This is a genomic window from Anaerolineae bacterium (genome assembly GCA_016931895.1).
In the GTDB taxonomy this organism is placed as follows: domain Bacteria; phylum Chloroflexota; class Anaerolineae; order 4572-78; family J111; genus JAFGNV01.
The window spans coordinates 1-26329 of record JAFGDY010000007.1 but is presented as its reverse complement, the minus strand read 5'-3'; the positions used below and the strand labels follow the sequence as shown (position 1 = coordinate 26329).

Below are 26329 nucleotides of genomic sequence, written 5' to 3'. Positions count from 1 at the left end.
CCACGGAGGGCAAACAAAGCCTTATCATAAGCAAAAGGCGAGAAGTGGCAAAACCGGGTAGGGTTATCCTCGCGCCCCCTTTAATCAGAATGGGTGCGCCCTAAAATTTTGGCGGTAGGAACAGGACAATGTCTGCCCCTACCTTATTGGGGCAGAGCCATCAGAATTGACAATTAATCCTTGATGCCTGATAATTGCTGTTTTGGGGGTATCTGCACTCAGGCAGTTTGGTTTTTATGCTTTTACTCAAGCGTAGCAGCGCCAAAAACTATCTTTATGCGCTCCTGGTGACGTTTAGCTTAACCGCCTACCAGCTTATCCGTATTGTGGCCTTTGTGAACGTATACGGCGGCATTGAGCACGACGGCGGCTGGATGCTCTCTATCTCGCGCTCCCTGGCCGACCAGGGCGATTATACCACCCTGGTCAGCACCATCGCCGATCCTGCCTTACCGGGCGGCATTAACGTTGATCAAAAATTTGATGTCCAGGCGGCGGACGGCCGGGTCTGGTTTTTTACGGGTAACGGGATCGGACCGGCCAGCATTGGGCCCGATGCCCTGGTGCTAAAACTCTTTGGCACCGGATTTTGGGCTTTGCGGCTGGGGCCGCTCATCTTTTATACCCTTTTTTTGCTGTTAGCCGCGCTCATTCTCTATCGGCTGGCCGGATGGGGGGCGATTGTCCTGTTCCACGCCTTTCTCTTTTTTTATCCCCACCTGTCTATTCCCCTCAGTTACGAAGCTATGGGCGAAGTGCCCGGTATGGTTTATATTCTGTGGGCTTACCTGGCTTTTGCCACAGTTGCTTCCAAACCACACCGGCAATGGGGGCACTTTTTGCTGGCCGGGCTGGTAATTGGCCTGGCCATTAATGCCAAACTCATTACGTTATGGTCGGTTGGCGGCATTTTGGGGTGGGCCGGCCTGCTCTGGCTGGCGGGGTTGGCTCAAGGACGAATCCATAAAATTTGCGCTACCTCGCTCCATTTTAGAGAAGTTATAGCTTTGGGGTTTGGCGCAATTCTGCCGGTAGCATTGTGGGAGTTGGTGCATCTGGTTGTTTTGACCCACCTGTTCAGTTTTGACTTGTACCGGCAAAACCTGCAAGGGCGCATCCAATTCATCTTGGACGACGGCAGCGGGGTAGGCTTGCGCATCCACTCCGGCGCAGAATTTTTCTGGGACAAATTTTTCCTACTGGCAGAAATCGCCCACCCGCAGCGATGGGTCACAGCCATTGTCTTTGTCGTCATTTTTTTAGGCGGGCTGGCCCTGCTGTGGTTATGGCGTTACCAATCCGCCAAGCAAAATCTCATCGCTCCCATCTGGTTGGGCTGGCTGGCCAATACCGCCTGGTTTGTGGCTTTGGCCAAAACCGGCTGGCCACGTCATTTTTGGTTTGGGCTGGTGCTAGCGGTGCTGCTATTGAGCGTGATTACGGCCAGGTCAATCCAATACGGTTTTGCGGGTTCCAAACAAACGCTTAAAAAAGTGGAGCCTGGCCTGAATATTGGACTACGGAGAACCTTGTCTATGGCAGCCGGCAGCCTGCTACTAATGCTGCTTGGCTGGGGGTTCATGAGCCAGCCGCACGTGCGGGGCTTTTTTCTACCGGATGAGATTGTGGCTTATTGGCAACAAAAACAGATCAGCAACAAATACAACGCCAGTTTGCCCTGGATCATAATTCCGCGGGCAACCCAAACCGAGGTGGTCAATTACATCAACCACCTGCCGCCCGAAGCGCGTATCTACTATCCCGGCCAGCACAAGAGCGCCGAAATTACGCCCCAGACGGGCCGGATTCATTATCCCCTTCAGCGGCGTGATTACGTTACCCCCCATCCAGCCGACATAGTACTGATCTCGCCCTCTATCATCTCGCCCTGGAAAGACCCCATTCAACGGCAAGATTTGTTGAACCTGGTTGAGCAGCAGTGCCCCCATCCGGCCATAAAAAACGATTTCTATATGGTCTGCCCTATCTCAAACAATCTGCCCCAGCCGTAACTAAACCCGGCTAAAAATATCGTAATAACGGATAGCCGTTTCAATACCCCGATAGAAATTGGGTAAATGAAACTTCTCATTGGGGGCGTGGAGATTGTCATCGGGCAGGCCAAAGCCCATCATCACTACCGGGGCGTTTAGCGTTTTATGAACCATACTAACCACCGGCAACGTGCCTCCCTCGCGCACATAAACCGGGCGCCGGCCAAACCCTTGTTCGTAAGCCTGGGCCGCAGCTTGAATAGCCGGCGCAGAAATGTCTACCACGGCGCTATCTGCCTGGGCCAGGGTTTCCACGGAAACTTCCATTGTTTTGGGCGTGATCTTGAGAATATGTTCCTTAAACAGGCGTGTAATTTCCGCAGAGTCTTGATCCGGCGCCAAACGCATGCTCACTTTGGCCGCAGCCATGGCCGGAATAACGGTTTTTTGACCGGCGCCAATGAACCCTCCTTTGATGCCATGAATGTCAAGGGTGGGGCGTACCCCTTTGCGCTCGGCGACCGTATAACCGGCCTCGCCCCACAAGGCCGGCGCGCCGGTTTCGGCCAAAATGGTCTGCTCGGTCACCGCCCCGTTATTAAGCGCCTCGCGTTCGGCGGGGGACAATTCTTGAACCGCATCATAGAAGCCGGGAATCGTCACCCGGCCCCGGTCGTCGTGCAGGGAGCCTAATATCTGGGCCATCACGTTGAGCGGATTTTGCACCACGCCGCCGTACCCGCCGGAGTGCAAATCCTGCCGGGAACCGCGCATAAAAATTTCCATGTAAACCAATCCGCGCACCCCGGCGACGATAAGGGGTGTTTGCGGGTCAAGCATGGGCGTATCAGAGATCAGGGCGGCATCGGCTTTTAATAAATCCCGGTGTTGGGGCACAAAATCGTTCAGACTCAGGCTGCCGATTTCTTCTTCGCCTTCCAGCATGAATTTAATATTCAAGGGCAAACGGCCGGTTGATTGGAGATACGCCTCAACCGCCGCCAGGTGGACATACAACTGGCCTTTGTCGTCGGTGGCCCCCCGGCAAAAGATGTCGTCGCTTTTGATGGTTGGCTCAAACGGCGGGGTCAACCACTCATCCAGCGGGTCAACCGGCTGCACGTCATAATGGCCGTAAATCAACAGGGTGGGCGCAGCCGGGCCGGCCTGGAGCCAATCGGCGTAAACCACCGGATGCCCGGCGGTGGGCATAATATTAACGTTTTCCAACCTGATACCGGCCAACTTATCGGCCAGCCAGTGAGCGGCCCGCTGCATGTCCGCTTCATTTTCGGGCAGGGTGCTAATGCTGGGGATGCGAAGCAGGGCCTGCAAATCGTTCAGGGTTTCGGTTTGGTGGGTTTGGGCATAAGTTAGGGCTTCACGCATGAATAGACATCCTTTCCGCTTTGATTTTTTGAGATTATAACATAAGTCCGGTGGGGGGGATAATCGGGCGCTCCGGCGAGGTTAGACTCAAAAGCGAAACCGTCCCCTTTTTAACCCCAAAATTTGGATAATGCGCTGTTTTAAAGTATACTGTTGGTTTGTGTCTTTAAGCAGGAAGTGAGACAATCCTTGTTAGTAAACCTGTCTTTCTGAAGTGCGTATTTAGAAAGACCCAACATAAAGTGGCAATTGGAGAGAATGAGCAATGAAGGTTTTATTAATTCAAGATGTTGACAACCTGGGTTATGCCGGTGATGTCAAAAATGTAGCCAACGGCTTTGGGCGTAATTATTTGATTCCCCAAAATATGGCCGTGTTGGCCACGCCCGGCGCCTTAAAGCAGGCCGAAACTATTCGCAAAGCCGCCGAGAAGCACCGGGCGCAACAAACCGCCGATGCGCAGGCCATAGCCAATCAACTGGCCGGTTTGGAGCTTGTGTTTGAGCGGCGGGCCGGTGAAACCGGGAAATTGTACGGCTCGGTCACCTCAACCGATATTGTGGACACCATTCAAGCCAAAACCGAAATTGAGGTTGACCGGCGCAAAGTGGCCCTGCCTGAGCCAATCCGCACCCTCGGCGAGCAAGAAGTGTCGATCAAACTGATGATTGACGTAAGCGCCGACATTAAAGTAACGGTTGTGCCCGAAGGCGGTATTTTGGAACGCGAGGGGCTGGAGGAAGCGGCAGAAGAAGAGGCTGCTCCCCCGGCTGTGGAAACACCCGCCGAGGAGCAAACTGAAACCGGCGAAGATGAAGCCGAAGAGTCTGAATAGGCTCTTTGTTTAACCACTAAAAAAGCCCGCCTGGCGCGCGGGCTTTTTTTCTGTTTTTAGGTTCATTTAATCTTGTTTGGCCGCCAACATAGGGAGATGAATGCAGAAAGTGGCGCCTTCTTGCCAAACACTTTCCACGTTAACGCTGCCGCCCAAGCCTTCCACATAATCCCTGGTCCAGAAGAGGCCAAAGCCCATACCCCGGCCCTCTTTGGTTGACCAGCCCATTTCAAAAATCTTGGCCAGGTTTTCGGGCTTGATGCCAATGCCGTTATCTCGAATTGATATTTGCATCACGCCGCCTTTGGCCAAACGACTCTCAACCCAAATCTCGCCGCCGCCGTCTTTTCTCTCAATGGCCTCGACGGCGTTTCTGATCAACACTCTAAAGGCTTCGGTCAACATATCGGGCATTGTTTTGAGAGGGGGTAAATCTGGCGATAACAAACGATGCACCACGATACCCCGTTCATCTTCCACTGCCGCCTGGTCTGAGCTGAACATGGCTTCTGGGAACACTTTACCCAGGGCGCGGGCCAAACAGTCATTAACATTTGTGAGCACATCCTCAGGCTGGCGCCAGGGCTTGTGCAGGTTATCCAAAACCTCAACCGCTTCATTTAAATGAGCAATCACTTCAGGGGCCGACTGAAACGCCCGCGCTCGTCGCTCTTCAGACAAACTGGGGATCATTTCCACTAATTGCAAATAATTCAGGGCCACCCCCACGTGATTGCGCAGCGTGTGAATATAGGCTGCGGCGCTGAAGGCCATTTTGCCAAACATTTGGGCAATCTGCTGTTGTTCCTCGGCCTTACGATAGAGCCGGGCATTACGAATGCCCACCGCCGCCTGCTGTCCAAAGGTGCGCAACATCTCCTGTTCGGTTTGGGAGAATTTGGGCTTGCGCGTGGCCACAAATAAATTGCCCACTGCCTCATTTTCAAGGAAAAAGGGAATGGCAATTACTTGTTTGATGCCGGTTAAATGTTGGGCCAGGTCGGCCAACGATTTGTTGACCACCGGTCGAAAGAGATCATACAGGCTATCAGAAATAACAATGCCCGGCGGTCCGGCCACCCCTTTCACCGCTCGCACGCTCAGATTATCTGCAAAACGTTCGTCATCAAGGTAGGCCACAGATTGAGGGCCAAGCATGCTCACCCCCAACTGTTTTTCCAACCGTTCAAAGAGGTCAGGCGCAATATCAACCGCATAAGCCCGCACCGGCAGCGTATTATTGGCCTCCAGGGGCGCCACCATTGCTCCGGCATAACCCAATATCTGAACTACGGCGTTAACAATGGTCTGTAAAACTTGGGTCTCGTCGGTGATGTGCGTTTGCAGGGCCAGGCTCACCTGCTCCAGGGCCTGGATTTTGGACAAGCGACTTTGACTCTGGATGGCAATGGCTGCCTGCCGGCCAAACGCTATCAGAAAGTCAATATCACGCTCAGAAAACTCTTGCCGGGCGGCCACAAACAAATTACCCACCACTTCGTCTTCAAGGAAAAAGGGAATAGCCGCCACCTGCCGGATATTGGTCAGGCGTTGGGCCAGGTCCGACAGCGCCCTATCTACCACCGGTCGAAACAGGTCATATAAACTATCCGACACCAACACGCCGGGCGAGCCGTTCGCCCCTTTTACCGCCCGCACACTCAGATTATTCTTGAACCGTTCATCACCCAGGTAGGCCACGGATTGAGGGCCAAGCATACTTACGCCCAGGGTTTTCTCTAAATGCTCCAACAGGCCAAACTCAATATCAACCGCATAAGCGCGGACCCTTAAACAATCACCCGGCTCTAAAGGCGCAACCATGGCCCCCACACAGCCCAGGGTCTTAACCACATCATCAACGATCTTTTGTAAAACGGCTTGTAACTCGGGGGAAATATCAGCAGACCCCTGGCGGCTTAGAGATGGTGGATGGACTGTTTGCGGAATGCCACTGGCAGATGGTTGTGAGGCAGCCATAGAAGTCTCCGGCAAAAATAAAATATCAGGGTGACAAAAACCTGGTTACTATTATACACGTTTACCCCAAATTTGTACATGGCGAAAAGATACTGGTTAAGGGGCTTCATCATGCGCTTCATCTTCGCCGGCCCCCTCTGCCGATAACTCTAACTCCGGCAAATCTTCCATTTTTTCCAGGCCAAAATAACGCAAAAACTCAAAGGTAACGCCAAATAAGGTGGGGTGGCCCACCGTGTCCAGCCGGCCCACTTCTTCCACCAAACCTTTACTGAGCAGGGTGCGCAGCACGCCATCACTGTTCACCCCTCGGATGGCTTCAATCTCGGGCCGGGTTACGGGTTGGCGGTAAGCCACAATGGCCAGGGTTTCCAGGGCCGCAGTAGACAACTTGCCGGAGATGGACAACCCCAGGAAACGCTCAATATAGTCCGTTAATTCCGGGGCGCTAACTAATTGCACTTTTTGACCCTGCTGTTGGAGCCGGATGCCCCGGTGCCGGTAAGATTCTTGCAATTGGGCCAACGCTGCTTCAACCTGTTTTGCTTCACCCTCAACGGCGGCGGCCAGATGATTTATTGTTACGGGTTCGGGGGCCACAAACAAAAGACCCTCGACAATCTTTACCAATTCTTTATCACTCATACCTGTTGTCATGTTATTTAAAGGATGCTATAATCTTGCTTTTGAATTTAGGGTTCTATAAGGAGTGATTAATATTTCCGTGTCTCGATCTTACTTCTTCAAGAATGTTGTCATGATGGTGCTGATTCTATCCGGCCTGGCCTGCGGGCTTAGCCGCGAGAGTGAACAGATTGGCCCGCCAGGCGGGCCAATCCCCATCAGCCAGGAAGCCACCGACCGCTTGAAACAAAATTTTAACCAGGCGTTGCAAGAAGCCAGCGGCAATCACGAGTCGCAATTGCGGGTGACTAATGAAGAAGTCACTTCTCTGGTGGCCATTGAGCTGACCCGGACGGGTCAAATTCCCCTCACCGAACCGCAAATCTGGTTCACCGCCGGCAGAATCTATATTACGGGCAAAGTAAAAGCCTTTGGCTTCTTTAACTTTAATTCCCTGATTGTGGCCACGGCGGTGGTTGATAACGGTGGTTTGGTGGTAAAAGTGCAAGAAGCGCAAATGGGGCCGTTTGACTTTCCAGATGAATTGCTGCAATCAATCACCGAAACCATTAACGAAACCCTGGCCGGCATTCTCATTGATCTGGAAATCACCCGCCTGGAAATTTTGGAAGGTGAAATGTTTGTGATGGGCACGCGCCGGACGCCGTAGAACGCTACTCCGCAAACAGGCCATCCACAAAGGCTTGAGAGTCAAAGGGGATCAAATCGTCAAGCCCCTCTCCCGTACCCACAAAACGCACCGGCACGCCCAACTCTTTGCCAATAGAAAAAACAACCCCTCCTTTGGCCGTCCCGTCTAACTTGGCCAGCACCACGCCCGTAATGCCAATCCTTTCCTTAAAGTGCCTGGCCTGAGAAAGCGCGTTTTGGCCGGTAGTGGCGTCCAACACCAGTAAGGTTTCATGCGGGGCGGCATGCACCTGTTTTTGAGCAATGCTGCGCAGTTTTTCCAATTCTTTCATCAAATTGTACTTGGTGTGCAGCCGGCCGGCCGTGTCAATAATTACCATCTCGGCTTTGCGCGCCTGCGCGCTTTTGATGGCATCAAAAGCCACGGCGCCGGGATCGGCATTGGGTTGGTGGGCAATCACGGGGCAATTGGCTCGCTCGCCCCAAATTTTGAGCTGGTCAATGGCCGCCGCCCGAAACGTGTCCGCTGCGGCCAGCACCACCCTTTTGCCCTGCCGGCGATAATAATGGGCCAGTTTGGCAATATTGGTGGTTTTGCCGGAACCGTTAACCCCCACCACCAGGATGACGGTCAGCAGCCGGTCTTTTTCAATGCCCGAAGAAGCATACCCATCAAGCAGGCGGCGCATCTCTTCCTTCAAAATCACCTGCACCTGCATCGGATCGGCCACGCTCTCCTGGTTTACCCGTTGCCGCACCTGCCCGATTAAGGCTAAGGTTGTTTCAACCCCCACATCAGCCTGAATGAGCAATGCTTCCAGGTCGTCCCACAATTCATCATCAATTTGACCGCCCCCAAACAGGCCGCTGATCTGGCCAAAAACAGAATGGCGGGTACGGCTTAAACTATCTTTGATTTTCGCGCCAAAACTAAACACGCCTACACCTCAAGTTTTATGGCCTTAAATTTTAAGGCCAATTATATAACACCCTCTATTCTCATCCAAAAACCGGCGGCAAGGCGACTACTGCACCTCGGTAACAATCACGCCGGTAGCGCCTGCTTCAGTTAAAGCCTCAGCCACAGCGGGGGCAATTTTAGAAGAGGCCAGCGCAATTATATTGCCGCCCAAACCCGCCCCGGACAATTTGGCCCCTGCTGCCCCGGCCTGGCGGGCTGCTTGAATCAATCGCTCCAACTCCGGCGACGAAACGCCAATGGTGGCCAGCAATTCCTGGTTCTCGTTCATCAACTTACCCAGGGCGGACAAGTCCCACGTTCCGGTCTCAATAGCCACCCGCGCTTGGTCGGCAATAACCGCCATTTCATCAAAATATCCTTCGTAGCGTTCCGGCTCGGCTTGCCGGCGGGCGCGAACCTGGCTCACGGCTTTGTGGGTGGGCGAAACCAGGCCGGTATCGCCAATCACCAGGGTAAAAGGTTGGGCCACGCGCATCCGCCGGATTTTAGGGGCCGGTTCCGCCTTGATAAAATAAACCGGCTGGGCAAAAGTGACCACTGTATTGTCAATGCCGGAGGGCGTGCCGTGATGAATCTTTTCCACTTCATAAACCAGGGCGGATACCTCGGCGGCCGGCAGGGAATGACCCGAAAATTTGGCCAGGGCGCGCGCAATGGCCGCGGAAACAGCCGCGCCGCTACCCATGCCCCGGGCCAGGGGAATAGTGGAAGTTATTTGCAAAGTGGCCGCGGGCGGATGTGTTTGCTCCAAGTGTTGTAGTGTGGTTTGTACAATAACGGCCAGCGGGTCATCGGCTTGAGCCTGGGCCAGTTCATAATCCCGGTTTAAATCAGTCGCGATAATTCTAAAATCTGCGCCTGCTTCGGCAGATTGCAGCACCGCTGTGGCCTGAACTTGCGTAACCGGCACGGCAATGGCCGGCCGTCCATAAACCACCGCATGTTCGCCAAAAAGAATAACCTTACCAGGAGCGGTCGCTTGCACAGTTTTCATTTTACCTGTTCAACCCGGTCAAAAAAAAAGCGAACATCCTCTCGGATGTCCGCTGCTGCTCCTATCATTGGTTCAAGCCGCCATTTCTTCATCCAAGCCAACTTCATTCAGATACTTCAACACGTCTTTGCGGGATTTTTCAAAACGCCGCAACAACTGCTGGTCGGTATCACGCAGGGCGTTAATAGTGCGCTGCGAGCAGGCCGAACATCCTAACGCGGCTTTGTAGCTGCCCAGGTCACAATTTAGGCAGTCGCACAATTTAATCATCATGTGAGAAAAGGCCAGGGCATCCAGATGTGTTTCGGGCAAACGGGCGATACTCTCGGTTAACTCTTTCCACTCCTCTCCCTTGAGTTTCCTCAACCCACGCACGCGCGAGTGCGGAAATAAAATCTCACAATGGGAATACATACAGCAACCTCTCGCTTTTATCCAAAAATTGCCATCTAACTGAAAAAATGAGCCGTATGGGACTCGAACCCATGACCCACTGCTTAAAAGGCAGTTGCTCTACCGACTGAGCTAACGGCTCAACGAGAGATGTTAACACAGGCAATCAGGATTGTCAATAGGATGTTGCCTTTTTTAAGGTTAGCGTTGACATGTGCCGGTAGAGATGTTATAATTTTTTAACATAAGATTAATGATTGTTTTGGCCATTCACCAAGCATCATCTTTTTCAGGAGTCAGTTATGCCAGATGTTGAACAATATCCAGGCGCGGCCCAAAGTTTTATTGATGCCTATGCGAATACCAACTATCTACGCCCGCTCAAGGGCAAAGATATGGAGCGTTTTTACGTTAATCGTGGCTTTCACTCGGAATTAAAGTCGCTGATGGGCGAGTTGGAAGCCGGGGCCAGAACTGCTCCCCCCAATAACACCAAATTCCTGTTTGTGGGCCACACCGGCTGTGGCAAAAGCACCGAACTCTTTCGGTTGGCCAATCTCATTGAAACCGGCGTTGGTCGCGCGGAATTTTTGCGGCAAAATTTTTTACCCATTCAATACTCCGTAAGCGAGGTGGTGGGGCTTTATAACATTGAATTTGTAGATATTGCCCTCTCTATCATTCTGGGCATCTACAAAGAAATGGAACGCCTGGGCTACGTGGTTGACGATTCCGCCGCCCGGCGGGTCTACGATTGGCTCTACCAACCCGGCCCCGCCACGCCCTCCCCAATCCCCTTTACCGATCCCGGCCTTGACTTTGAACTTGGCCTGGGCAGTCTTATCCGCCTGATTGACGTGCGTTTGAAAAGCGAAGGTGAAGTGCGCGAAGGAATTCGGACGCGCATCCGCAAATACGTGCCAGAGTTGATCAACCTGATCAACCAAATTATTTACGAAGTTTCTGCCGTAACCGGCAAAAACATTCTGCTGATCATTGACGACCTGGACAAAATTCAGCCGCTTGATACGGCGCTCAACATTTTCAGAGAACACGTTAAAAGCCTGGCCTCATTCGATTGTTTCGCCATCTACACCGCCCCTATTTCTTTGTTGTACGACGCGGCCTCAAAACACATCGGCCAGTTTCTGGAAGTTCACTACATGCCCATGTTTCGCGTGCATACCAAAGGCGGCGCGCCCGAACCAACCGGCTCGCCCGACGTGAACACCCTGCGCGAGATCATCTATCGCCGCGTCCATCCCCAACTCTTTGACAAAGGCGTGGTGGAAACTGCCATTCAAATGACCGGCGGCATTTTGCGCGAACTGATCCGGGTGGTGCGGGGATGCAGCGTTTATTGTGAAGAATACGGCGTTAGCCAAATCACCCACAATGTGCTACAGTTTCAAAAAAATAAACTCAAAAGCGAATATTACCGCATGCTGGAACACGAAGACTATCAATGGCTGCGCCGGGTAAAACAAACCAAAAGCCGGGCCGATGTGAATATGCGCCACCTGGAATCGTTATGCGTGTTATACTATCCTAACGGCAAAGGCTGGTTTGACGTGCATCCCGTAGTCACTGAACTTTTACAAGAATGGGAAATAGAATACCGCAATACCCTCTTGGTGCCCAATGGCCATGATCAGTTTGTCAAGGAGTTAGAATGATCTCGCCAGAGGTGGACGAATTTACCTCTCGTTTTCCCGACGAAATTAGAATGTTGCTGGCCATGCTGCGCATGAGCAATATGGGCGGCCTGGCCGTGGCCGAGTGCGACGACCTGAGCCTGCGCGCCCGCTTGCTGGATTACTTCCGCCGCCGGCTGGACGCCGAAGGCATCTACCTTTTTAATTTTGAAGTGGGGGTGCGAGATACAAACCTGGTGCGCAGCCTGACCGAACTCACCGACCACTCCCGCTTCAAAAACCTGGAACTGACCGGCAAATATAAATCTATTGTCATCTTTGTGTACGGCATAGAAAAATTCAATACCGAACAGCGGGACAGGTTTATCAGATTGCTCAACTTTTTGCGCGACCGGCTGACCATGATCGCCCAGCCGGTGGTCATCTGGGGCACGTCTGGTTTTGTAACCCAAATGGCCCGGAACGCCCCAGACTTCTGGAGTTGGAAAGAGCACTTTTTTAGCTTTGCCCCGGCCCAACCGGGCGCCAACGGCAAAGAAGCCCTCGAGTCCACCGACCCCTACAGCAATTTGCCGCCCATCCGCCGCTATTTGCGCCGCATCATCGAAGACCCGGATTACGCCATCTGGAAAGATTTGTATTTACCGCTCAAGGCCAAACGCGCCACCGAAACCATCACCCCCTTCCCCCCACGCCACACCCTCACCTACGACGAACTGCGCCAACTGGCCCCCCTCTTCCCCCACGCCGAACCTCATGCCGCCAATCAAATTATATTTAAGCGGGGCGACCACGGCGATAAATGTTACGTGATTGTCAGCGGCGAGGTGGAAGTTTTGGTGCCCGATGCCCTGGGCAACGAAATGGTTGTTTCAAAATTGGGTAAGGGCGACTTTTTTGGCGAGATTGCCCTGATCAAAAAAGTGCCTCGCACCGCTACGGTGCGCACCATCCAGCCGTGTAAATTTGTGGCCTTTACCCCCGGCTCGCTCAACCTCATCAACCAAAAAGCGCCGACCGTGCTGGATATTATCACCGAAATTGCCCAACGCCGCCTGGAAGCTCGCGCCCACGACCCGCAAGAATTTATTTCCCCCCTGCGCCGTTTTGCCCAAGAAGGCTCCAGCCTTACCCCAGAAACCCCCACCGATGTCCGCGATTTGATTGCCCGCGATTACCGCACCGTGATCCTGGGCGACGCCGGCGCCGGAAAAACCACCGTCTTGCGCCGGCTCACGCTGGATATGGCCGAACAGGCCGAACACATCCTGAGCACCTCGCCGGAACCGATTGTTCTGCCAATTTACATTAAACTTAACGCCCTCAATCCCGGCAAGTCCATTGAAAGCCTCATCCTCAATGTTTTTCGCAGTTATGAAATTTACGAGTTTGAAACCGAGGCCGATATTGAAGTGCTGCTGACCGGCCAGGACCCTACCCACAGTTCCATCCATTCCATCCTCTTTCTAATGGACGGCCTCAACGAAATGCCGTTTCAACACAATACCCGCCCGGTATTGAATCACTTTATCCGTAAATACGCCCAATACCACTTTGTTCTTTCCTGTCGCTTGCAAGACTACACCTCTTTACAGGGTTTTCGCACCGCCATGTTACAACGGCTGGCCGGAGAAGATATTGAAGCCTTTTTGGTAAACTATTTGCGCGCCGAACAGGGCCGCAAAGTGGCCAAAGAAATTTACAGCGACCCCCAACTGGAAGACCTGGCCCAAACTCCCCTGGCCCTTTACATGTTTGCTCAAATTGCCAAAAACAGCGACGAAGCCTTGCCCAAAAACCGGGGAATCCTTTTTGAAGTATTTACCGACAACCTGCTGGAACGAACCGACAGCGAATGGTGGAAAATTTTTGGCCGCTCCAAATCCCAGGTGCCGCTGCGCTTGCGCCGCAACGTGCTGGCTAAACTGGGCCTGGCCATGCAAGAAGAAGAGGTTTGGGCCTTTCCGCGCAGCCGGTGGGCGGATCTTATCTCGCAAGAATTGGTCCAATATCGGGCCAGGTCCACGCCCGGCGAACGGGTTGAGGTGCAATACATCACCTCAGAAGACGTTGATGAAGAGATCAAACACAGCGGCTTGATTCGCCACCCCGACGACCGGGCCTGGATAGAGTTTGCCCACCAAACTTATCAGGAATTTTTTGCCGCCCTGGCCCAACGCGATCAGGAACAGGATATAGAGATTCGGGTTAATACCCCCGAAAGCCGCCGCCGCTGGCAGGGCACCATCATCCTGCTCTATGGCATTGCCCACGATAAAGCCGGCCTCTACTCAAATATCTTGGGGGAAAATAATGATTACGCCCGCATCTGGTTAGCGGCGCAATGTTTGGCCAACTCCGGCGAAGATATTACCCTGACCCTGCAAAGCTTTGAGCGCTGCCTGCCGCTACAGCAGCATTTTGCCCTGCTCTTCAGTGTGGGCCTGGCCTGCCGCCAACTGGGCCGTTATCCCGAAGCGCTCGCTTACCTGCACATGGCGGCCCAAGAAAATCCCGGCTCCGCCGAAATTCAGTATGAACTCGGCTCGCTCTACCGCCAGGTGGACCAATACGAACGGGCCATTGTGCACCTGGAAGAAGCCATCCGGCTGCGCTCCGATTTTGTGGACGCCTATAACCAACTGGGCATCACTTACCACGACCAGGGTAAATATGTTGAAGCCTTGACCGTTTTTAAGGCCACCACCCAGCTTGAACCGGCCAACGCGCACCACTTTTATAACCTAGGCACTATTCAAAAGATTCTGCGCGACTACGAACCGGCCCGCGAGTCTTTCCGCTCGGCCCTAAAGCTAAAACCCGATTATTCCGAAGCCAGAACCCAGCTCTCCATTTTAGAAAAGGCGCTGGCCACGGGCGTGGTCCGGGTGCTGGAAAATATTCCCATCCTCAGCAAAATGACGCTGGAACAGAGCGTTTTGCTGGCCAATCGCATTAAGGTGGCCGAGTATGGGGCCGGGCAAATTGTTTTCCACATGGGTGAAATGGGCGACACCTTCTACGTTATCGAAATGGGCGAAGTGGAAGTGCTGGCCCCGGATATGAGGGAACAATCCGTGGGCGTCATCAATCGGTTAGGGCCGGGTGACTTTTTTGGCGAGATTGCCCTGCTGCGGGCCGTCCCTCGCACGGCCACCATCCGCACCGTTACCCCCACCCGCCTGTTAGCCATCAGCCGCGAAGATTTTGACATGGTGGTGCAGAAATATCCTTCTATTGCCCACAGCCTGGCCGAAACCTCGGACCTGCGCCTGCTGCACGACCGCCAGATTGGCCGTCGCGCCGCCCTGGACCGTTACTACGACCCCGGCTACATTGCCGAACTGACCCACCAGGATAAAGTAACCGTAGTGATGGGCGACATTCACGGCTCCACCTTTCTCACCCATTCCATCGGCCCGGAGCTAATGGTGGCTTTTCTGGACGAATATCTGCTCACTATGTCGGCCATCATCGTTCAATCCGGTGGCGCCATAGATAAAAGCCTGGGCGATAGCGTGATGGGGGTATTTGGCAACACGCCCGGCCAACACAGTAATGATGATCAAATCACCGCCACCAAATCGGCTTTAATGGCGGCTCTCAGAATGCGCGAGGCCTATTCTGGCCTGCGCGACCGCTGGAAAGGCGAAAGCCCAGAATTTGCCAACACCGGCATGGGGATTGGCATCAGCACCGGCAAGGTCAAAACCGGCACGGTTGGTTCTGAAACAACTATGGTTGGCCCGGCCGTCAATATGTCTAGCAAATTGAGCAAAATGGCCATTAAAGGGCGCAACGAAAGCGAAATTTACCTTGACACTTATACCCGCGAACTGGTCGGTGACGCCTTTTTGACCGAACCCCTTGACCCGATCTATATCAAAAAGAAGGTAGGAGTTGAGCTAGAAGCGTACCGCGTTATCCGTCAAAAATAAATTACCCCCCGGCTACCAGCCGCCAAACCTGAGCCACTACAAAGGTCACTATAAAACCCATCGCCAGGGGCAGCAAAGCCGCCACAGTCGTCCATTTTCCGCTGCCGGTTTCCCTATAGATGGTATAAATGGTGGTGCTGCAGGGATTATGAATCAGGCTAAATAACATCAAGTTGACGGCGGTCAGCAACGTCCACCCCCCTGCGCTAAAAATGGCCATCACCCCGGCCTTGGATTCAAGCTCAAACATCACCCCTGCGCCGGCGCCAACATCCTTGAGACCGGCGGTCAGCACCGTGAGCATCAACACGGTGGGAATAACAATTTCGTTGGCCGGGATAGCCACAATGTAGGCCACCAAAATCACCCCGTTCAAGCCAATCAAAAAACCCAGGGGATTGAGAAAGTCAATCAGGTATTCGGTAACGCTGCTCCCCCCCAGATGAATATTGGCAATGAGCCAGATGACCGCCCCGGCCGGCAGGGCAAAAACAATGGCCCGCCACAGCACAAACATGGTGCGGTCAATCAGAGAGGTGTAGATAGTTTGCCAGATACGCGGCGGGCGGTAGGGCGGCAACTCAAGGCTAAAGGTTGACGCTTCACCCCGCAGCCAGGTCCGCGAGAGCGCCCACGACACCACAAAGGTCAACAATACCCCCAAAACCGCAATCCCCACCACTGCCAGGGCCGAAATCAGCCCGCCCAAATAGGCCGGAACCAGCGCCCCAATAAAAATGGTAGCGATGAGGATTTGGGTGGGCCAGCGCCCGTTACACAGGGCAAAATTATTGGTGATGATGGCAATGAGCCGTTCGCGCGGGCTGTCAATCACGCGGGTAGCAATAACTCCGGCCGCATTGCAGCCAAAACCCATCATCATGCTCAGGGCCTGCTTGCCGTGCGCCCCAGATTTTTTAAAAACATTATCCAGGTTAAAGGCCACCCGCGGCAAATAGCCAAAATCTTCCAGCAGGGTGAACAGGGGAAAGAAAATAGCCATCGGCGGCAGCATCACGCTAACCACCCAAGCCGTGGCCAGGTACATGCCATCCAGGAGCAGGCCGTCCAACCACCAGGGCACACCTATTGTGGCCGCCAGATTCTTTAAAACCGGGTGAACCGTGTCAAGCAGAATCCAGGCCAAAAATTGAGAAGGATAATTGGCCCCCTCAATGGTTAGCCAGAAAACCAGGGTAAACAACAGCAGCATCAACGGAAATCCCCATAACCGGCTGGTCACCAGCCAGTCAATGGCCCGATCCAGGTCAAAGCGGGGCGGCGTGTCGGGGCGGGTAACGGCGCGGTCGGCAATCTGGGCGGCATCGGTGTAAATGGCCTCGACTAAATGTTCGTGAATATTGCCCCCAATCTGCCAGCGGAGCGACTCGGCGGTATTAAGAATGTCTTTAGCAGTAGCTTGTTTAACTCCACTCATGAGGCTGCCTCCAAGGTTAAGGTCAAATTAGCTCCTTCGGCTTGGTCAGGTTGACCGCGACTCAGGTCGCCCAATTCGCCTTTGCGCAAGGCTTCGGCAATACGGGGGTCGCCATCAAGCAGGCGCAGGGCCACCCACCGCGCATTGGGCAAATTGGGATGAAGGGCTTCAATTTGGGCCACTAACGCGGCCACCGCCTGCTTTAAGGCCGACGGCTCGTTTTTGATGCGGTGCGGCCGGCACACAAACCGGCCGGTTGCCACCTCACTCATTGCTTGCAGCAAGTTGGGCAATCCTTTGTTGTAACGCGCCGCCGTAGGTACCACCGGCACGCCCAGATCGCGGGCCAGGCGACGTTCGTCAACTTGCAATTTATGCCGCCGGGCTTCATCCATCAAGTTTAAACAAACCACGGCCCGGTCGGTGATTTCCAGAACTTGCAAAACCAGGTTCAAATTTCGTTCCAGGCGCGTGGCATCCACCACCACCACGGTTACATCCGGCCGGCCAAAAAGGATGAAGTCGCGGGCAATTTCCTCGTCAACGCTGGTTGAGAGCAAAGAGTAGGTTCCGGGCAGGTCAACCAACTTATAACGATGGTCGCCATACACAAAACCGCCTTCGGCTCGACCCACTGTTTTGCCCGGCCAATTGCCCGTATGCTGGCGCAGGCCGGTTAAGGCATTAAACACCGTGCTTTTGCCCGTATTGGGATTACCGGCCAGGGCCACTACAAAATCCCAATCATCCATGTTCACCCCCAGTTTATGCAAATTGGCGGCGTGGTGGACCGGGCAAGTTTCGCAAGCCGTAGCTGAAGGTTTGGGTATATTGACGTTCATCAGGCCACCTCCTGCCGGCGGGTAATATTGATCATCTCAGCTTGCCCTTGACGCAAAGCAACAAGGGCGCCGCGCACGCGGTAAGCGGTGGGGTCGCCGCCGGGGCTGGCGAACTCGGCCTCAACAAGCGTGCCGGGCAGGATGCCGAGGTCCAGAAAACGACGCCGTTCCAACCCGCGGCAAGCCTGGGAAATATCCAATACGCGGGCCTGCTCACCGGGTTTGAGCGCGCTCAGGCGTTCGGGGCAACATTCTTCAATCACCGGCTCTTGGGGCAATGCTCTCACCGAAATATTGGCCGCCACAACCGGGGCCAGCACGTGTTCATCGCCCCCGGCCCAAAACCGCACCCGCCGCGGCGATTGCTCCAGCAGGCGGATTTCCTGGCCGGGATGAAGTCCTTCGGCCACCAGTTGGGCATAAACGGCTTCCGGTTCATCTTCCAGGTGAACAATCCGGGCCTGCTCGTCAACACTCAGAGCGGTCAGGGGTTGGCTTTCGGGCAACACCAACTCGCCGCCGGGCGCGGGGATGGGGTCGCCGTGCGGGTCGTAAATGGGATGTCCCAACTGGGCGGCCAAAGCATCGGCCGCGTCCGGCGACAGGGTATGTTCGTAAAAATCGGCCTGGCCGTGCCACTCGGCTTCGGCAAAGCCGGTTTCATCGGCCAAATAACGTTCCCACAAACGATGCGCCCGCAAGATATGCAGAGCATAATCCCGTCCTTGGGGGGTGAGATGAATCTCGTCTCCCTCCAGGCGTAATAATTCATGCGCTTGCATGGTGGCCAGCACGTTAGCGGCCTGGTCAACGGTAATTTGCAGGTCTCCGGCAATGCTTTGCACCGTAGCCTGGCGATGATGCCGCTCGCATTTATGCAGGTGCTTGAGCGCATCTTCGCGCAGCACCCGTTCGGTCATTTTCTGCGCTCGCTGCCAGCGCCAGAAGAAGCCACGCTCCGGCCAAAAGAGCAACCAGCCGGCTCCGGCCAAAAGGGCAGCGATCAGGAGATAAATTAATGGGTCATACATTGGTTTTTATCCTCATTTATCAAAAAAATTATTTAAGACTAAATAAAAATTTAGCCTAGACTAAATTTGTAGTTTATTATACCACTGTTTCCAAAACTGTCAAGGGGTATTGCCCGACTCAAACAAACCCGACGTTTAGCCGTCGCCCAACCGTCAGCCGGATCGTCAGCCTGATATGGGTTTGGGGGCCGGAAGAATCTGGCAGGGTATGGTAGGATTCTTCCATGAAGAAGATTTGCGTCAACCGCCGATACGGTACGGTTTTCAGGAGATTTCTCCCTTCGGTCGAAATGACATGGTTATCATCTTTACGGAAAGTGTCGGCTTCAAATTAATCTCAGGATAATTTCCAAAAGAGTCCGCTCATGGTTAACAACCTAAACCAACCCTCCTTGGCCAGCATGCCATTAACCTGGCAATCTGTTTTGTGGCGGCTGGTTTTAACCGCCCTGCTCCTGCTCATGCTGGCCGGTTCGGGGATAACTATTTTTAGCAATGCGACCAGCCGTCCAGGCGCTCAGGTGCTGCCCACGTTAACGGGAAGCACAGAACAGGAATCGGGGTTTGAGCGGCAAATCTTTCCCGGCCCCTGACCTCTCTCCCAACCGACCACTTATTTGGCGCACAGACCGGCTTGGAGTATCATGGGGGTATGCAGACTGCCAAACAGATAATCCTGATTTTTGCCATTCTTTGCCTGCTCCAGGCCCTGCCGGCTGCGGCTCCTGCCGCCCGCGCCCAAACAACCGAGGCCCAGGTAGCCGAACTCATGAGCCGGATGTCGGTGGAAGACAAAGTGGGGCAGCTCTTCCTGGTGCCTTTTGTGGGAGCCAGCGCCAACCCGGACACTGACGTGTGGAAGCTCATCACCGAATACAAAGTGGGCGGTGTTATTTTGCTCACCGCCAACAGCAACTTTAATAACGACGCCTCGGCCCCGCGCCAGATAGCCGAACTGGCCAATGCCCTCAAAACCACCGCCTTTAACACCAACGGCCTGCCTCTTTTTGTGGCCCTTGACCACGAGGGCGACGGTTATCCCTACACCCGCGTTACCGGCGGGGTAACGCCTATCCCCGGTCAAATGGCCATTGGGGCCACCTGGGACACAGCCAATGCCGAAGCAGTGGGCCAGATTGTGGGCGAGGAGTTAGCAGCGATGGGCGTCAACCTGCTGCTTGGCCCCAGCTTGGATGTTTTGCACGCCCCGCGTCCTACCGGCCAGGGCGACATTGGCATCCGGGTGTTTGGGGGCGACCCGTACTGGGTGAGCCAGATGGGCCGGGCCTACATTCGGGGGGTGCACCTGGGTAGCCGGGGACGCCTGGCCACGGTGGCCAAACATTTTCCCGGCCACGGCGGCAGCGACCGCCTGCCCGATAACGAGGTGGCCACAGTAGACAAGTCGTTGCAAGAATTGCGTCGGATTGAGTTGCCGCCCTTCTTCCACGTCACTGCCGCTCTGCCAGACGACCTGCTGGGCCAAACCGATGCTTTGATGTCCAGCCATATTCGTTATCGCGGCTTCCAGGGCGACATCCGCCAGTTCACCGCGCCCATCAGTTTTGACGCCGCCGGCATGGAAACCCTGCTCAGCCTGCCCGAAATTGCGCCCTGGTATGAAGAAGGCGGGCTGATTGTGAGCGACGCCCTGGGCGTGCCCGCCGTACGCAAACACTTTGACCCCACCCTGGAAAGTTTTCCCCATCGCCGCATTGCCAAAGAAGCATTTCTGGCCGGAAACGATGTGTTGAGCCTGGTCCAATTCGATTTAAAATCCATCTGGAGCGATCAGTTTGCTAATATCAAAGACACTATCTTTTTCTTCCGCACCGAATACGCCCGCAATCCCACCTTTGCCGCCCAGGTAGACGCGGCAGTGGCCCGTATCTTGCAAACCAAGCTCAAACTCTACCCGCAGCTCAATCTCGACGCCCTCAACACCGATCCAACCCAGGCCCTCCAAATCGCCGGACAATCCCAAACTCCCATCAACACCATCGCCCGGCAGAGTTTGACCCTACTCTACCCCTCCCCCGACGAGCTGCGCTTGCGCCTGCCCCAACCGCCGCGGCCTGGCGAAAATATCCTGGTGATTGTTGACGCTCGCCTGGCGCGGGAGTGTTTTACCGATAATTGCCAGCCCCAGGAATTGTTCATTCCCCACGCGGCCATTGAAGAGACAATCTTGCGCCTGTACGGGCCAAACGCAACCGGCCAAATTCAGCCGGAACAGATCAGAACAATCACCTTTTCAGAACTGAAACTGGCCCTGGCTGGAACCATTGCCCCCCCCGAAGCGCCGGCAGAACCTACCGAAAACCCACTCATTCAATTGTCGGCGGAGGAAGTCCGCCAACATATCCAGCAGGCTGATTGGCTGATTTTTGCCATTTTGGATTTGAATACCAGCCGCTATAGCGATTCCGATGCCCTTAAGCTCTTTCTGGCCCAGGAAAGCGGCACGTTACTAAACAAAACCACCGTGGTTTTGGCCTTCAACGCGCCTTACTACCTGGACACCACCGAAGTGACCAAACTGACCGCCTACTATGGCGTTTACAGCAAAATCACGCCTCACCTTGAAATGGCCGCGCGCGCCCTCTTTGGCGAGGCCGATCTGCCGGGCGCAGCGCCGGTATCGGTAGAAGGGATTGGTTATGAACTGGTAGATGTGCTGGCACCCGATCCCACCCAAAATATTGCCATAGAACTGCTGGAGGTTTTGCCGGAAAACAGAAAACCGCCCGTGTCGGTGCGAGTGCGAGTGGGACCTATCCAGGATCATAACGGCAACCCTGTCCCGGACGATACGCCGGTAGAAATCAAGGCGCTGCTGGGCGAGCGTCAGCTTGCCGCCGAAATTGCATCCACCTCGGCGGGCCTGGCCGAAGCCAGACTCACCCTGACCGAGCCAGGTGAGGTTGAGATTGTGGCCGTGGCGGGATCGGCAATCGCCGCTGAGAGTATCTCGATTATAATTGCTGCGCCGCCCACGCCCGCCCCCACCGAGACCACCGCGCCGCCCGCTGCCACCGCAACCGACCCCCCCCCGCCCACCCTCGACACCCCAACCCCCACGCCCACGTCTACTCCGATCATGCCACCTACCGATGAGATCCTCCCACCTGCCTCCCCCACCATCCGTCAAGTGGATGGCCTTGACTTTCTGTTAGCCTTGAGCGCCATTGTCCTGGCCGGGCTGGCAGGTTTCTGGCTGGGCCAACAATTTTACAAACCACTGCCTCGCCAGGCGCGCGTGGCTTTGTGGGCCTTGATTGGCGGCCTGCTGGCCTATCTGCTTTACGGGCTGGGCTGGCTGCGGCCGGAGGAGTGGCTTTTGGCAGAACCGGATTTATGGGCAGGCCGGCTGGCGGTAGGGGGGCTGGTTTTTGTCTTTAGCCTGGCTGCGGCGGGGTTGAGTAGTAAAGGAGAAGATCGGCAAACGTCAAGGGCTGGCCGTTGAAAGAATTTTCCTTCAGCCTGAAGTGGCCACCTGATCCTTCATTGAGCAAACGTCACCCACCACGACGCCGCCAGCAAAACAATCGCCAGGCCAATCAGCCACCAGTTTTCGCGCACAAACAGGGGCCAATTACGATTGGAGGTTTGGCTGGAGTCCATCGGCGCAGTAGAGATGGAACTGCGGCACATTTGCCGCCAATGCGTTATGGAAGAAGGACGATCTTTGGGATGAAGGGCCATCGCCGCAGCAATGGCGTCGGCCACGCCGGGCGAAATATCAGGATTGACTTCTCGCAGCGGCGGCAGAGATTCCGGCGCCAGGAAACGTTCCTGGGCGCTGGTCGGTTGGATACCGGATAACAGGTGGTAGAGCGTGGCCCCCAGGGCGTACAGGTCGGAACGGGCATCGGTATGGCCCAAATGGTCAACATACTGCTCCAGGGGGGCGTAGGGCAGGCTGCCCGCGCCTTGCAGGCCGGTCAGGGTGCTGGGGTCATCGGGGTCGAGCGGTTTGACCAGGCCAAAATCAACCAGTTTGAGGCGATTGTCCGGGGTCAATTTAACATTGGCCGGCTTGAGGTCACGATGCAGCACCGGCGGCTGGCGCGAGTGCAGATAGGCCAGAGTATCGCTCAATTGGTCGGCCCAATCTAAAACAGTGATTTGGTCCAAAAACCGGCCCTCGCGGCGAACGCGGTTAACGATTTCCAATAAATCCTGGCCGGGCACAAAGTCCATCACCAGGTAATCACGTTCATCAATGGAGAAAAAATCGCTCACTTTGGGCAGGCCGGGATGGTCCAGTCGGGCCAGGGTTGAGGCTTCCTGGTAAAACTGTTTGCGCGCAGCTTGAATGACCCTCTCATTAAGGGTCGGCAGGAGTTGAGTTTCTTTGATGGCGCATTGACGTCCCACCAGCCGGGTATCATCGGCCAGATAAACCGCGCCCATCCCCCCGGCCCCAATCAAGCCGGCAATTTTATATCGTTCGCGTAATATGTCGCCAGGTTGGAGATTTGTGGGCAAAGCATACTCCGTAAAAGGTGTCAGGTATTGAGTATTTAGATATTATATTTCATCTCTCACCAAGAAGAAAATCCGGCTATCGAGGAAACTGAAATGCCTTTAATCAAACGTTTTGAAGATATTCAAGGTTGGCAAGAAGCACGTAGACTTACCCAAAAAATCTATCAACTCAGCGGGAGTTGTCAAACAGGAGGGTAATATGAAAAATCTACAAACTGAACAGGCGCTTTTGATTTGGCGGGAAGGGGATATTATTAAAGACCAATGGATTTTGCACGATACCGAGGCGGTCATCAGCATTGGCCGCTCGCCCGATTGCGCGGTCAGTATTCCGGTGCGCTGGATTTCGCGCACCCACGCCGTGCTGCATCGCCGGGGGGGGCAATTTGTGCTGGAAGACGCGGGCAGTAAAAATGGGGTTTTTATCAATGGACAGCGGGTGGTTAAGCCCCACCCCTTGAGCGACGGCGATGTAATTCAACTGGCCCCCGGCCTGGAACTGCTTTATGTAGATAGCGAAGCCACAGCGCCTTTGCCCGGCCAAAAAGGGCTGGGATTGCACGTTGACCCAACCGAACGGCAAGTTTACGTGCACGGCCAGTTGGTCAGCCCCCCGCTCAGCAATCAGCAATACCAATTGCTGGCGCTGCTGGTGGAAAAACCGGGCAAGGTTTACAGTCGGGCCGAGGTAGTGGAAGCGTCCTGGCCGGATGAAGACCCCGCCGGCGTAACCGACGACGCCATTGACGCCCTGGTCCGCCGCTTACGCCAGCGGCTGGCCGAGATAGACCCGGAGCACAACTTTATTGTGACAGTGCGGGGTTATGGTTTCAGATTGGATAATAGCATTGTTTAGGCCAAATTGGAATTGGATTCACCCCAATCTGCCTCTCTGCGATTTTGCTCATTTACCCAATGCTAGCCTAAAATGCAGATACCGTTGAAGAAAAAACAGCGGCTCATTGAAATGGTAGATAATCACTCCTGAACAAGGAAACAGTTATGTCTCTAGCTACAACATTGCCCAAATCAGCCCCCCTTTCTGAAGTTATTCAGCCCAGTCCGCCGCCATCCCAGCCGGCTCTGGATGCTGCCGTAGAAACACTCCAGGCCCGTAAGGAGGCCTGGGTAGCAGTTGGAGTCCAGGAGCGGATTGACCTTATAGATACGCTCATTGACCACCTGGCAGCCATTGCCGAGCCGTGGGTTGCGCTGTGCTGCGAGGCCAAAGGAATTTCTATAAACCATCCGGCGGCTATTGAGGAGTGGCTGGGCGGGCCTTACCTGGTGCTGCAAAACCTGCGGCTGCTGCGACAATCTTTGCTGGACATTGAAACCTATGGACATCCCCGGATTCCCGGGCCGGTTACGGTGCGGCCCAACGGCCAGGTAGTGGCCCGGGTGTTTCCCCAAACGCTTTACGACCGCCTCTTTTATCCCGGCATCAGCGCCGAAGTGTGGATGGAGTCAGGCCTTACCCCGGCAGAACTGCCCCAAACCCAGGCCCTGGTTTATCAACATAAAAATGGCACAGGCAAAGTGGCCCTGGTCCTGGGAGCCGGAAATTACTCCTGCCTTGGCCCCGCCGATTTTTTGTACAAACTTTTTGTGGAAAATCAGGTGGTGGTTTACAAAACTAATCCCATCAATGCCTACCTGGACCCGCTGTTTAAAGAGGCCTTCCGCGCCCTCATTGAGCGTGGTTTTTTACAGGTGGTCACCGGCGGCGCGACTGAAGGCGCTTACCTGGCCCATCACCCCGGCCTTGACGAGATTCACCTGACCGGCTCCGACAAAACCTTTGAGGCCATTGTTTTTGGGGCCGGCCCGGCAGGGGCCAAACGAAAAGCCGAACGCCGGCCGCTGCTCACCAAACGAGTTACGGGCGAACTGGGCAACGTCAGCCCGGCCATTGTGGTGCCGGGTCCCTGGTCTAAAAACGATCTGATTTATCATGCCACTCACTTGGCCTCCATGCTGGCCGTTAACGCCGGTTTCAATTGCCTCACCACGCGGGTCATCATCAATCAGCGGGCCTGGCCCCAACGAGACCAACTTTTAGACAAAATCCGCCAGCGCCTCAGCCAAATTCCCGCGCGTACAGCTTACTATACCGGCGCAACAGAACGTTACCGGGCCTTTCTTTCCGCCCATCCCGAGGCCGAACAGTTTGGCCCCTCCATTGACGGCAAACTACCCTGGACCCTGATTGCCAATATTGACCCCTACAGTCAAAATGACATCTGCTTCACCACCGAAGCCTTTTGCAGTGTTTTTGCCGAAACCGCTCTTGACGCGCCCACTATCCCGGCCTACATAGACCAGGCGGTTGAATTTGCCAACAATCGTCTCTGGGGCACGCTCAACGCCACCCTCATCGTCCATCCGGCCTCGCTCAAAGACCCGGCCACTGCCGCCGCTGTTGAACGAGCGGTGGCCAATCTGCGGTATGGCACGGTGGCCATTAATCAATGGGCTGTGGTTGGCTACGGCCTGGTAACGCCCACCTGGGGCGGCTTTCCCGGCCACGATATTTACGACGTGCAGTCGGGGATAGGCGTGGTGCATAACACCCTCATGTTCTCCCGGCCCCAAAAGTCGGTTATTCGCGCGCCGTTTATTTTTAGGCCCACGCCCATCTGGTTTGTGACGCACAAAACCGGCCACGAGCTTGGCCCAAAACTGATTAAGTTTCAAAAATCCCCCTCTCCCTGGCAGTTACCGAGTATCTTCTGGTCGGCGCTGCGGGGTTAGGTTTGGATTCGAGACAAAACGTGACAAAGACTGTGAAACTGTGGCCGTTCTTATTTTTAGGGATCACCACCCTGGCGACGATACTTTTGGCGGCAGGCCTGTCCGGTTCTACCCTGCATGAGACCAGCCAGCCTTTTCCGGTTTGGCTCTTTAAAGACCTGTTGGCCGGCGAAACGCCCATTGAACAAGCAGAAGCCCAAGAAATAACACCCGCCCCAGATATTGGCAGGTTGGGTTTTTACCTGGTTGTTAGCCTTTTGATTTTATGGCTCGTCACCTTTATTTTTAATCCGGAAATGCGCAAACGGATGCTGGGGCGGCTGTTGCTCTATACGGCA

20 protein-coding genes and 1 tRNA gene are annotated in these 26329 nt (G+C 54.6%); 10 read left to right on the top strand and 11 right to left on the bottom strand.

Annotated features, from left to right (window positions below):
* Positions 1-236 precede the first annotated feature (236 nt).
* Positions 237-2012 (top strand): hypothetical protein, encoded by a 1776-nt coding sequence (locus tag JW953_00505; protein MBN1991153.1) that lies wholly within the window; start codon positions 237-239, stop codon positions 2010-2012.
* On the opposite strand, the gene JW953_00500 is transcribed toward JW953_00505, so the two are convergent.
* Positions 2013-3383 carry a dipeptidase gene (locus tag JW953_00500; protein MBN1991152.1) on the bottom strand — a complete coding sequence of 457 codons (1371 nt, stop codon included), beginning with the start codon at positions 3381-3383 and terminating at the stop codon, positions 2013-2015.
* Between the two features lie 265 nt (positions 3384-3648).
* Here JW953_00500 and JW953_00495 point away from each other — a divergent pair, with 265 nt between their 5' ends.
* Positions 3649-4218, top strand: a complete 570-nt coding sequence (locus tag JW953_00495) for a 50S ribosomal protein L9 (protein MBN1991151.1) — start codon at positions 3649-3651, stop codon at positions 4216-4218.
* A 66-nt stretch (positions 4219-4284) separates the two neighbouring features.
* On the opposite strand, the gene JW953_00490 is transcribed toward JW953_00495, so the two are convergent.
* Together JW953_00490 and scpB are read right to left on the bottom strand one after the other, a co-directional pair.
* On the bottom strand, positions 4285-6198 hold the full coding sequence (locus tag JW953_00490) for a GAF domain-containing sensor histidine kinase (protein MBN1991150.1): 1914 nt from the start codon (positions 6196-6198) through the stop codon (positions 4285-4287).
* A 96-nt stretch (positions 6199-6294) separates the two neighbouring features.
* Complete coding sequence (scpB, locus tag JW953_00485) at positions 6295-6855, bottom strand: SMC-Scp complex subunit ScpB (GenBank protein MBN1991149.1); 561 nt, start codon at positions 6853-6855, stop codon at positions 6295-6297.
* A gap of 67 nt (positions 6856-6922) precedes the next feature.
* Between scpB and JW953_00480 the strand changes: the two genes are divergently transcribed.
* The gene (locus tag JW953_00480; protein MBN1991148.1) at positions 6923-7492 is read left to right on the top strand and encodes a hypothetical protein; all 570 of its coding nucleotides are present in this window, start codon (positions 6923-6925) and stop codon (positions 7490-7492) included.
* Between the two features lie 4 nt (positions 7493-7496).
* Here the strand turns inward: JW953_00480 and ftsY are convergent, their stop codons facing one another.
* The 4 genes from ftsY to JW953_00460 all read right to left on the bottom strand — a co-directional run bounded on the left by ftsY (position 7497) and on the right by JW953_00460 (position 9984).
* Positions 7497-8411, bottom strand: a complete 915-nt coding sequence (gene ftsY / locus JW953_00475; protein MBN1991147.1) for a signal recognition particle-docking protein FtsY — start codon at positions 8409-8411, stop codon at positions 7497-7499.
* Positions 8412-8498: 87 nt separating this feature from the next.
* A complete protein-coding gene (gene mvk, locus JW953_00470) occupies positions 8499-9449 on the bottom strand; it encodes a mevalonate kinase (GenBank protein ID MBN1991146.1) in 951 nt (316 codons plus the stop codon).
* Positions 9450-9521: 72 nt separating this feature from the next.
* Positions 9522-9863 carry a hypothetical protein gene (locus JW953_00465; protein MBN1991145.1) on the bottom strand — a complete coding sequence of 114 codons (342 nt, stop codon included), beginning with the start codon at positions 9861-9863 and terminating at the stop codon, positions 9522-9524.
* A 48-nt stretch (positions 9864-9911) separates the two neighbouring features.
* A tRNA-Lys gene (locus JW953_00460) sits at positions 9912-9984 on the bottom strand.
* A gap of 160 nt (positions 9985-10144) precedes the next feature.
* On the opposite strand from JW953_00460, the gene JW953_00455 reads away from it, so the two are divergent.
* Positions 10145-11518: a hypothetical protein gene (locus JW953_00455; protein ID MBN1991144.1), complete on the top strand. Its 1374-nt coding sequence runs from the start codon at positions 10145-10147 to the stop codon at positions 11516-11518.
* A complete protein-coding gene (locus JW953_00450) occupies positions 11515-15435 on the top strand; it encodes a cyclic nucleotide-binding domain-containing protein (protein ID MBN1991143.1) in 3921 nt (1306 codons plus the stop codon). Before JW953_00455 ends, JW953_00450 begins: the two co-directional genes overlap by 4 nt.
* Position 15436: 1 nt before the next feature.
* Here the strand turns inward: JW953_00450 and JW953_00445 are convergent, their stop codons facing one another.
* From JW953_00445 to JW953_00435, 3 genes are read right to left on the bottom strand one after another with little or no spacing between them, the layout of a single operon-like run.
* Positions 15437-16873, bottom strand: coding sequence for a ferrous iron transporter B (locus JW953_00445; GenBank protein MBN1991142.1), 1437 nt, complete (start codon positions 16871-16873; stop codon positions 15437-15439).
* A complete protein-coding gene (locus JW953_00440; protein MBN1991141.1) occupies positions 16870-17715 on the bottom strand; it encodes a 50S ribosome-binding GTPase in 846 nt (281 codons plus the stop codon). The genes JW953_00445 and JW953_00440 overlap by 4 nt, the downstream gene beginning before the upstream one ends.
* Positions 17715-18746, bottom strand: coding sequence for a FeoA domain-containing protein (locus tag JW953_00435; GenBank protein ID MBN1991140.1), 1032 nt, complete (start codon positions 18744-18746; stop codon positions 17715-17717). The genes JW953_00440 and JW953_00435 overlap by 1 nt, the downstream gene beginning before the upstream one ends.
* Before the next feature lie 365 nt (positions 18747-19111).
* Between JW953_00435 and JW953_00430 the strand changes: the two genes are divergently transcribed.
* Entirely contained in the window at positions 19112-19339 is a 228-nt protein-coding gene (locus JW953_00430) for a hypothetical protein (GenBank protein MBN1991139.1), read from the top strand.
* A 59-nt stretch (positions 19340-19398) separates the two neighbouring features.
* A complete protein-coding gene (locus JW953_00425; GenBank protein ID MBN1991138.1) occupies positions 19399-22212 on the top strand; it encodes a hypothetical protein in 2814 nt (937 codons plus the stop codon).
* Between the two features lie 38 nt (positions 22213-22250).
* On the opposite strand, the gene JW953_00420 is transcribed toward JW953_00425, so the two are convergent.
* Positions 22251-23237: a serine/threonine protein kinase gene (locus JW953_00420; GenBank protein MBN1991137.1), complete on the bottom strand. Its 987-nt coding sequence runs from the start codon at positions 23235-23237 to the stop codon at positions 22251-22253.
* Between the two features lie 199 nt (positions 23238-23436).
* Here JW953_00420 and JW953_00415 point away from each other — a divergent pair, with 199 nt between their 5' ends.
* The 3 genes from JW953_00415 to JW953_00405 all read left to right on the top strand — a co-directional run.
* Positions 23437-24093 (top strand): FHA domain-containing protein, encoded by a 657-nt coding sequence (locus tag JW953_00415; protein MBN1991136.1) that lies wholly within the window; start codon positions 23437-23439, stop codon positions 24091-24093.
* 146 nt (positions 24094-24239) lie between these two features.
* A complete protein-coding gene (locus JW953_00410) occupies positions 24240-25991 on the top strand; it encodes an aldehyde dehydrogenase (protein MBN1991135.1) in 1752 nt (583 codons plus the stop codon).
* 20 nt (positions 25992-26011) lie between these two features.
* On the top strand, positions 26012-26329 hold a 318-nt coding region (locus JW953_00405; protein ID MBN1991134.1), incomplete at its 3' end, for a hypothetical protein.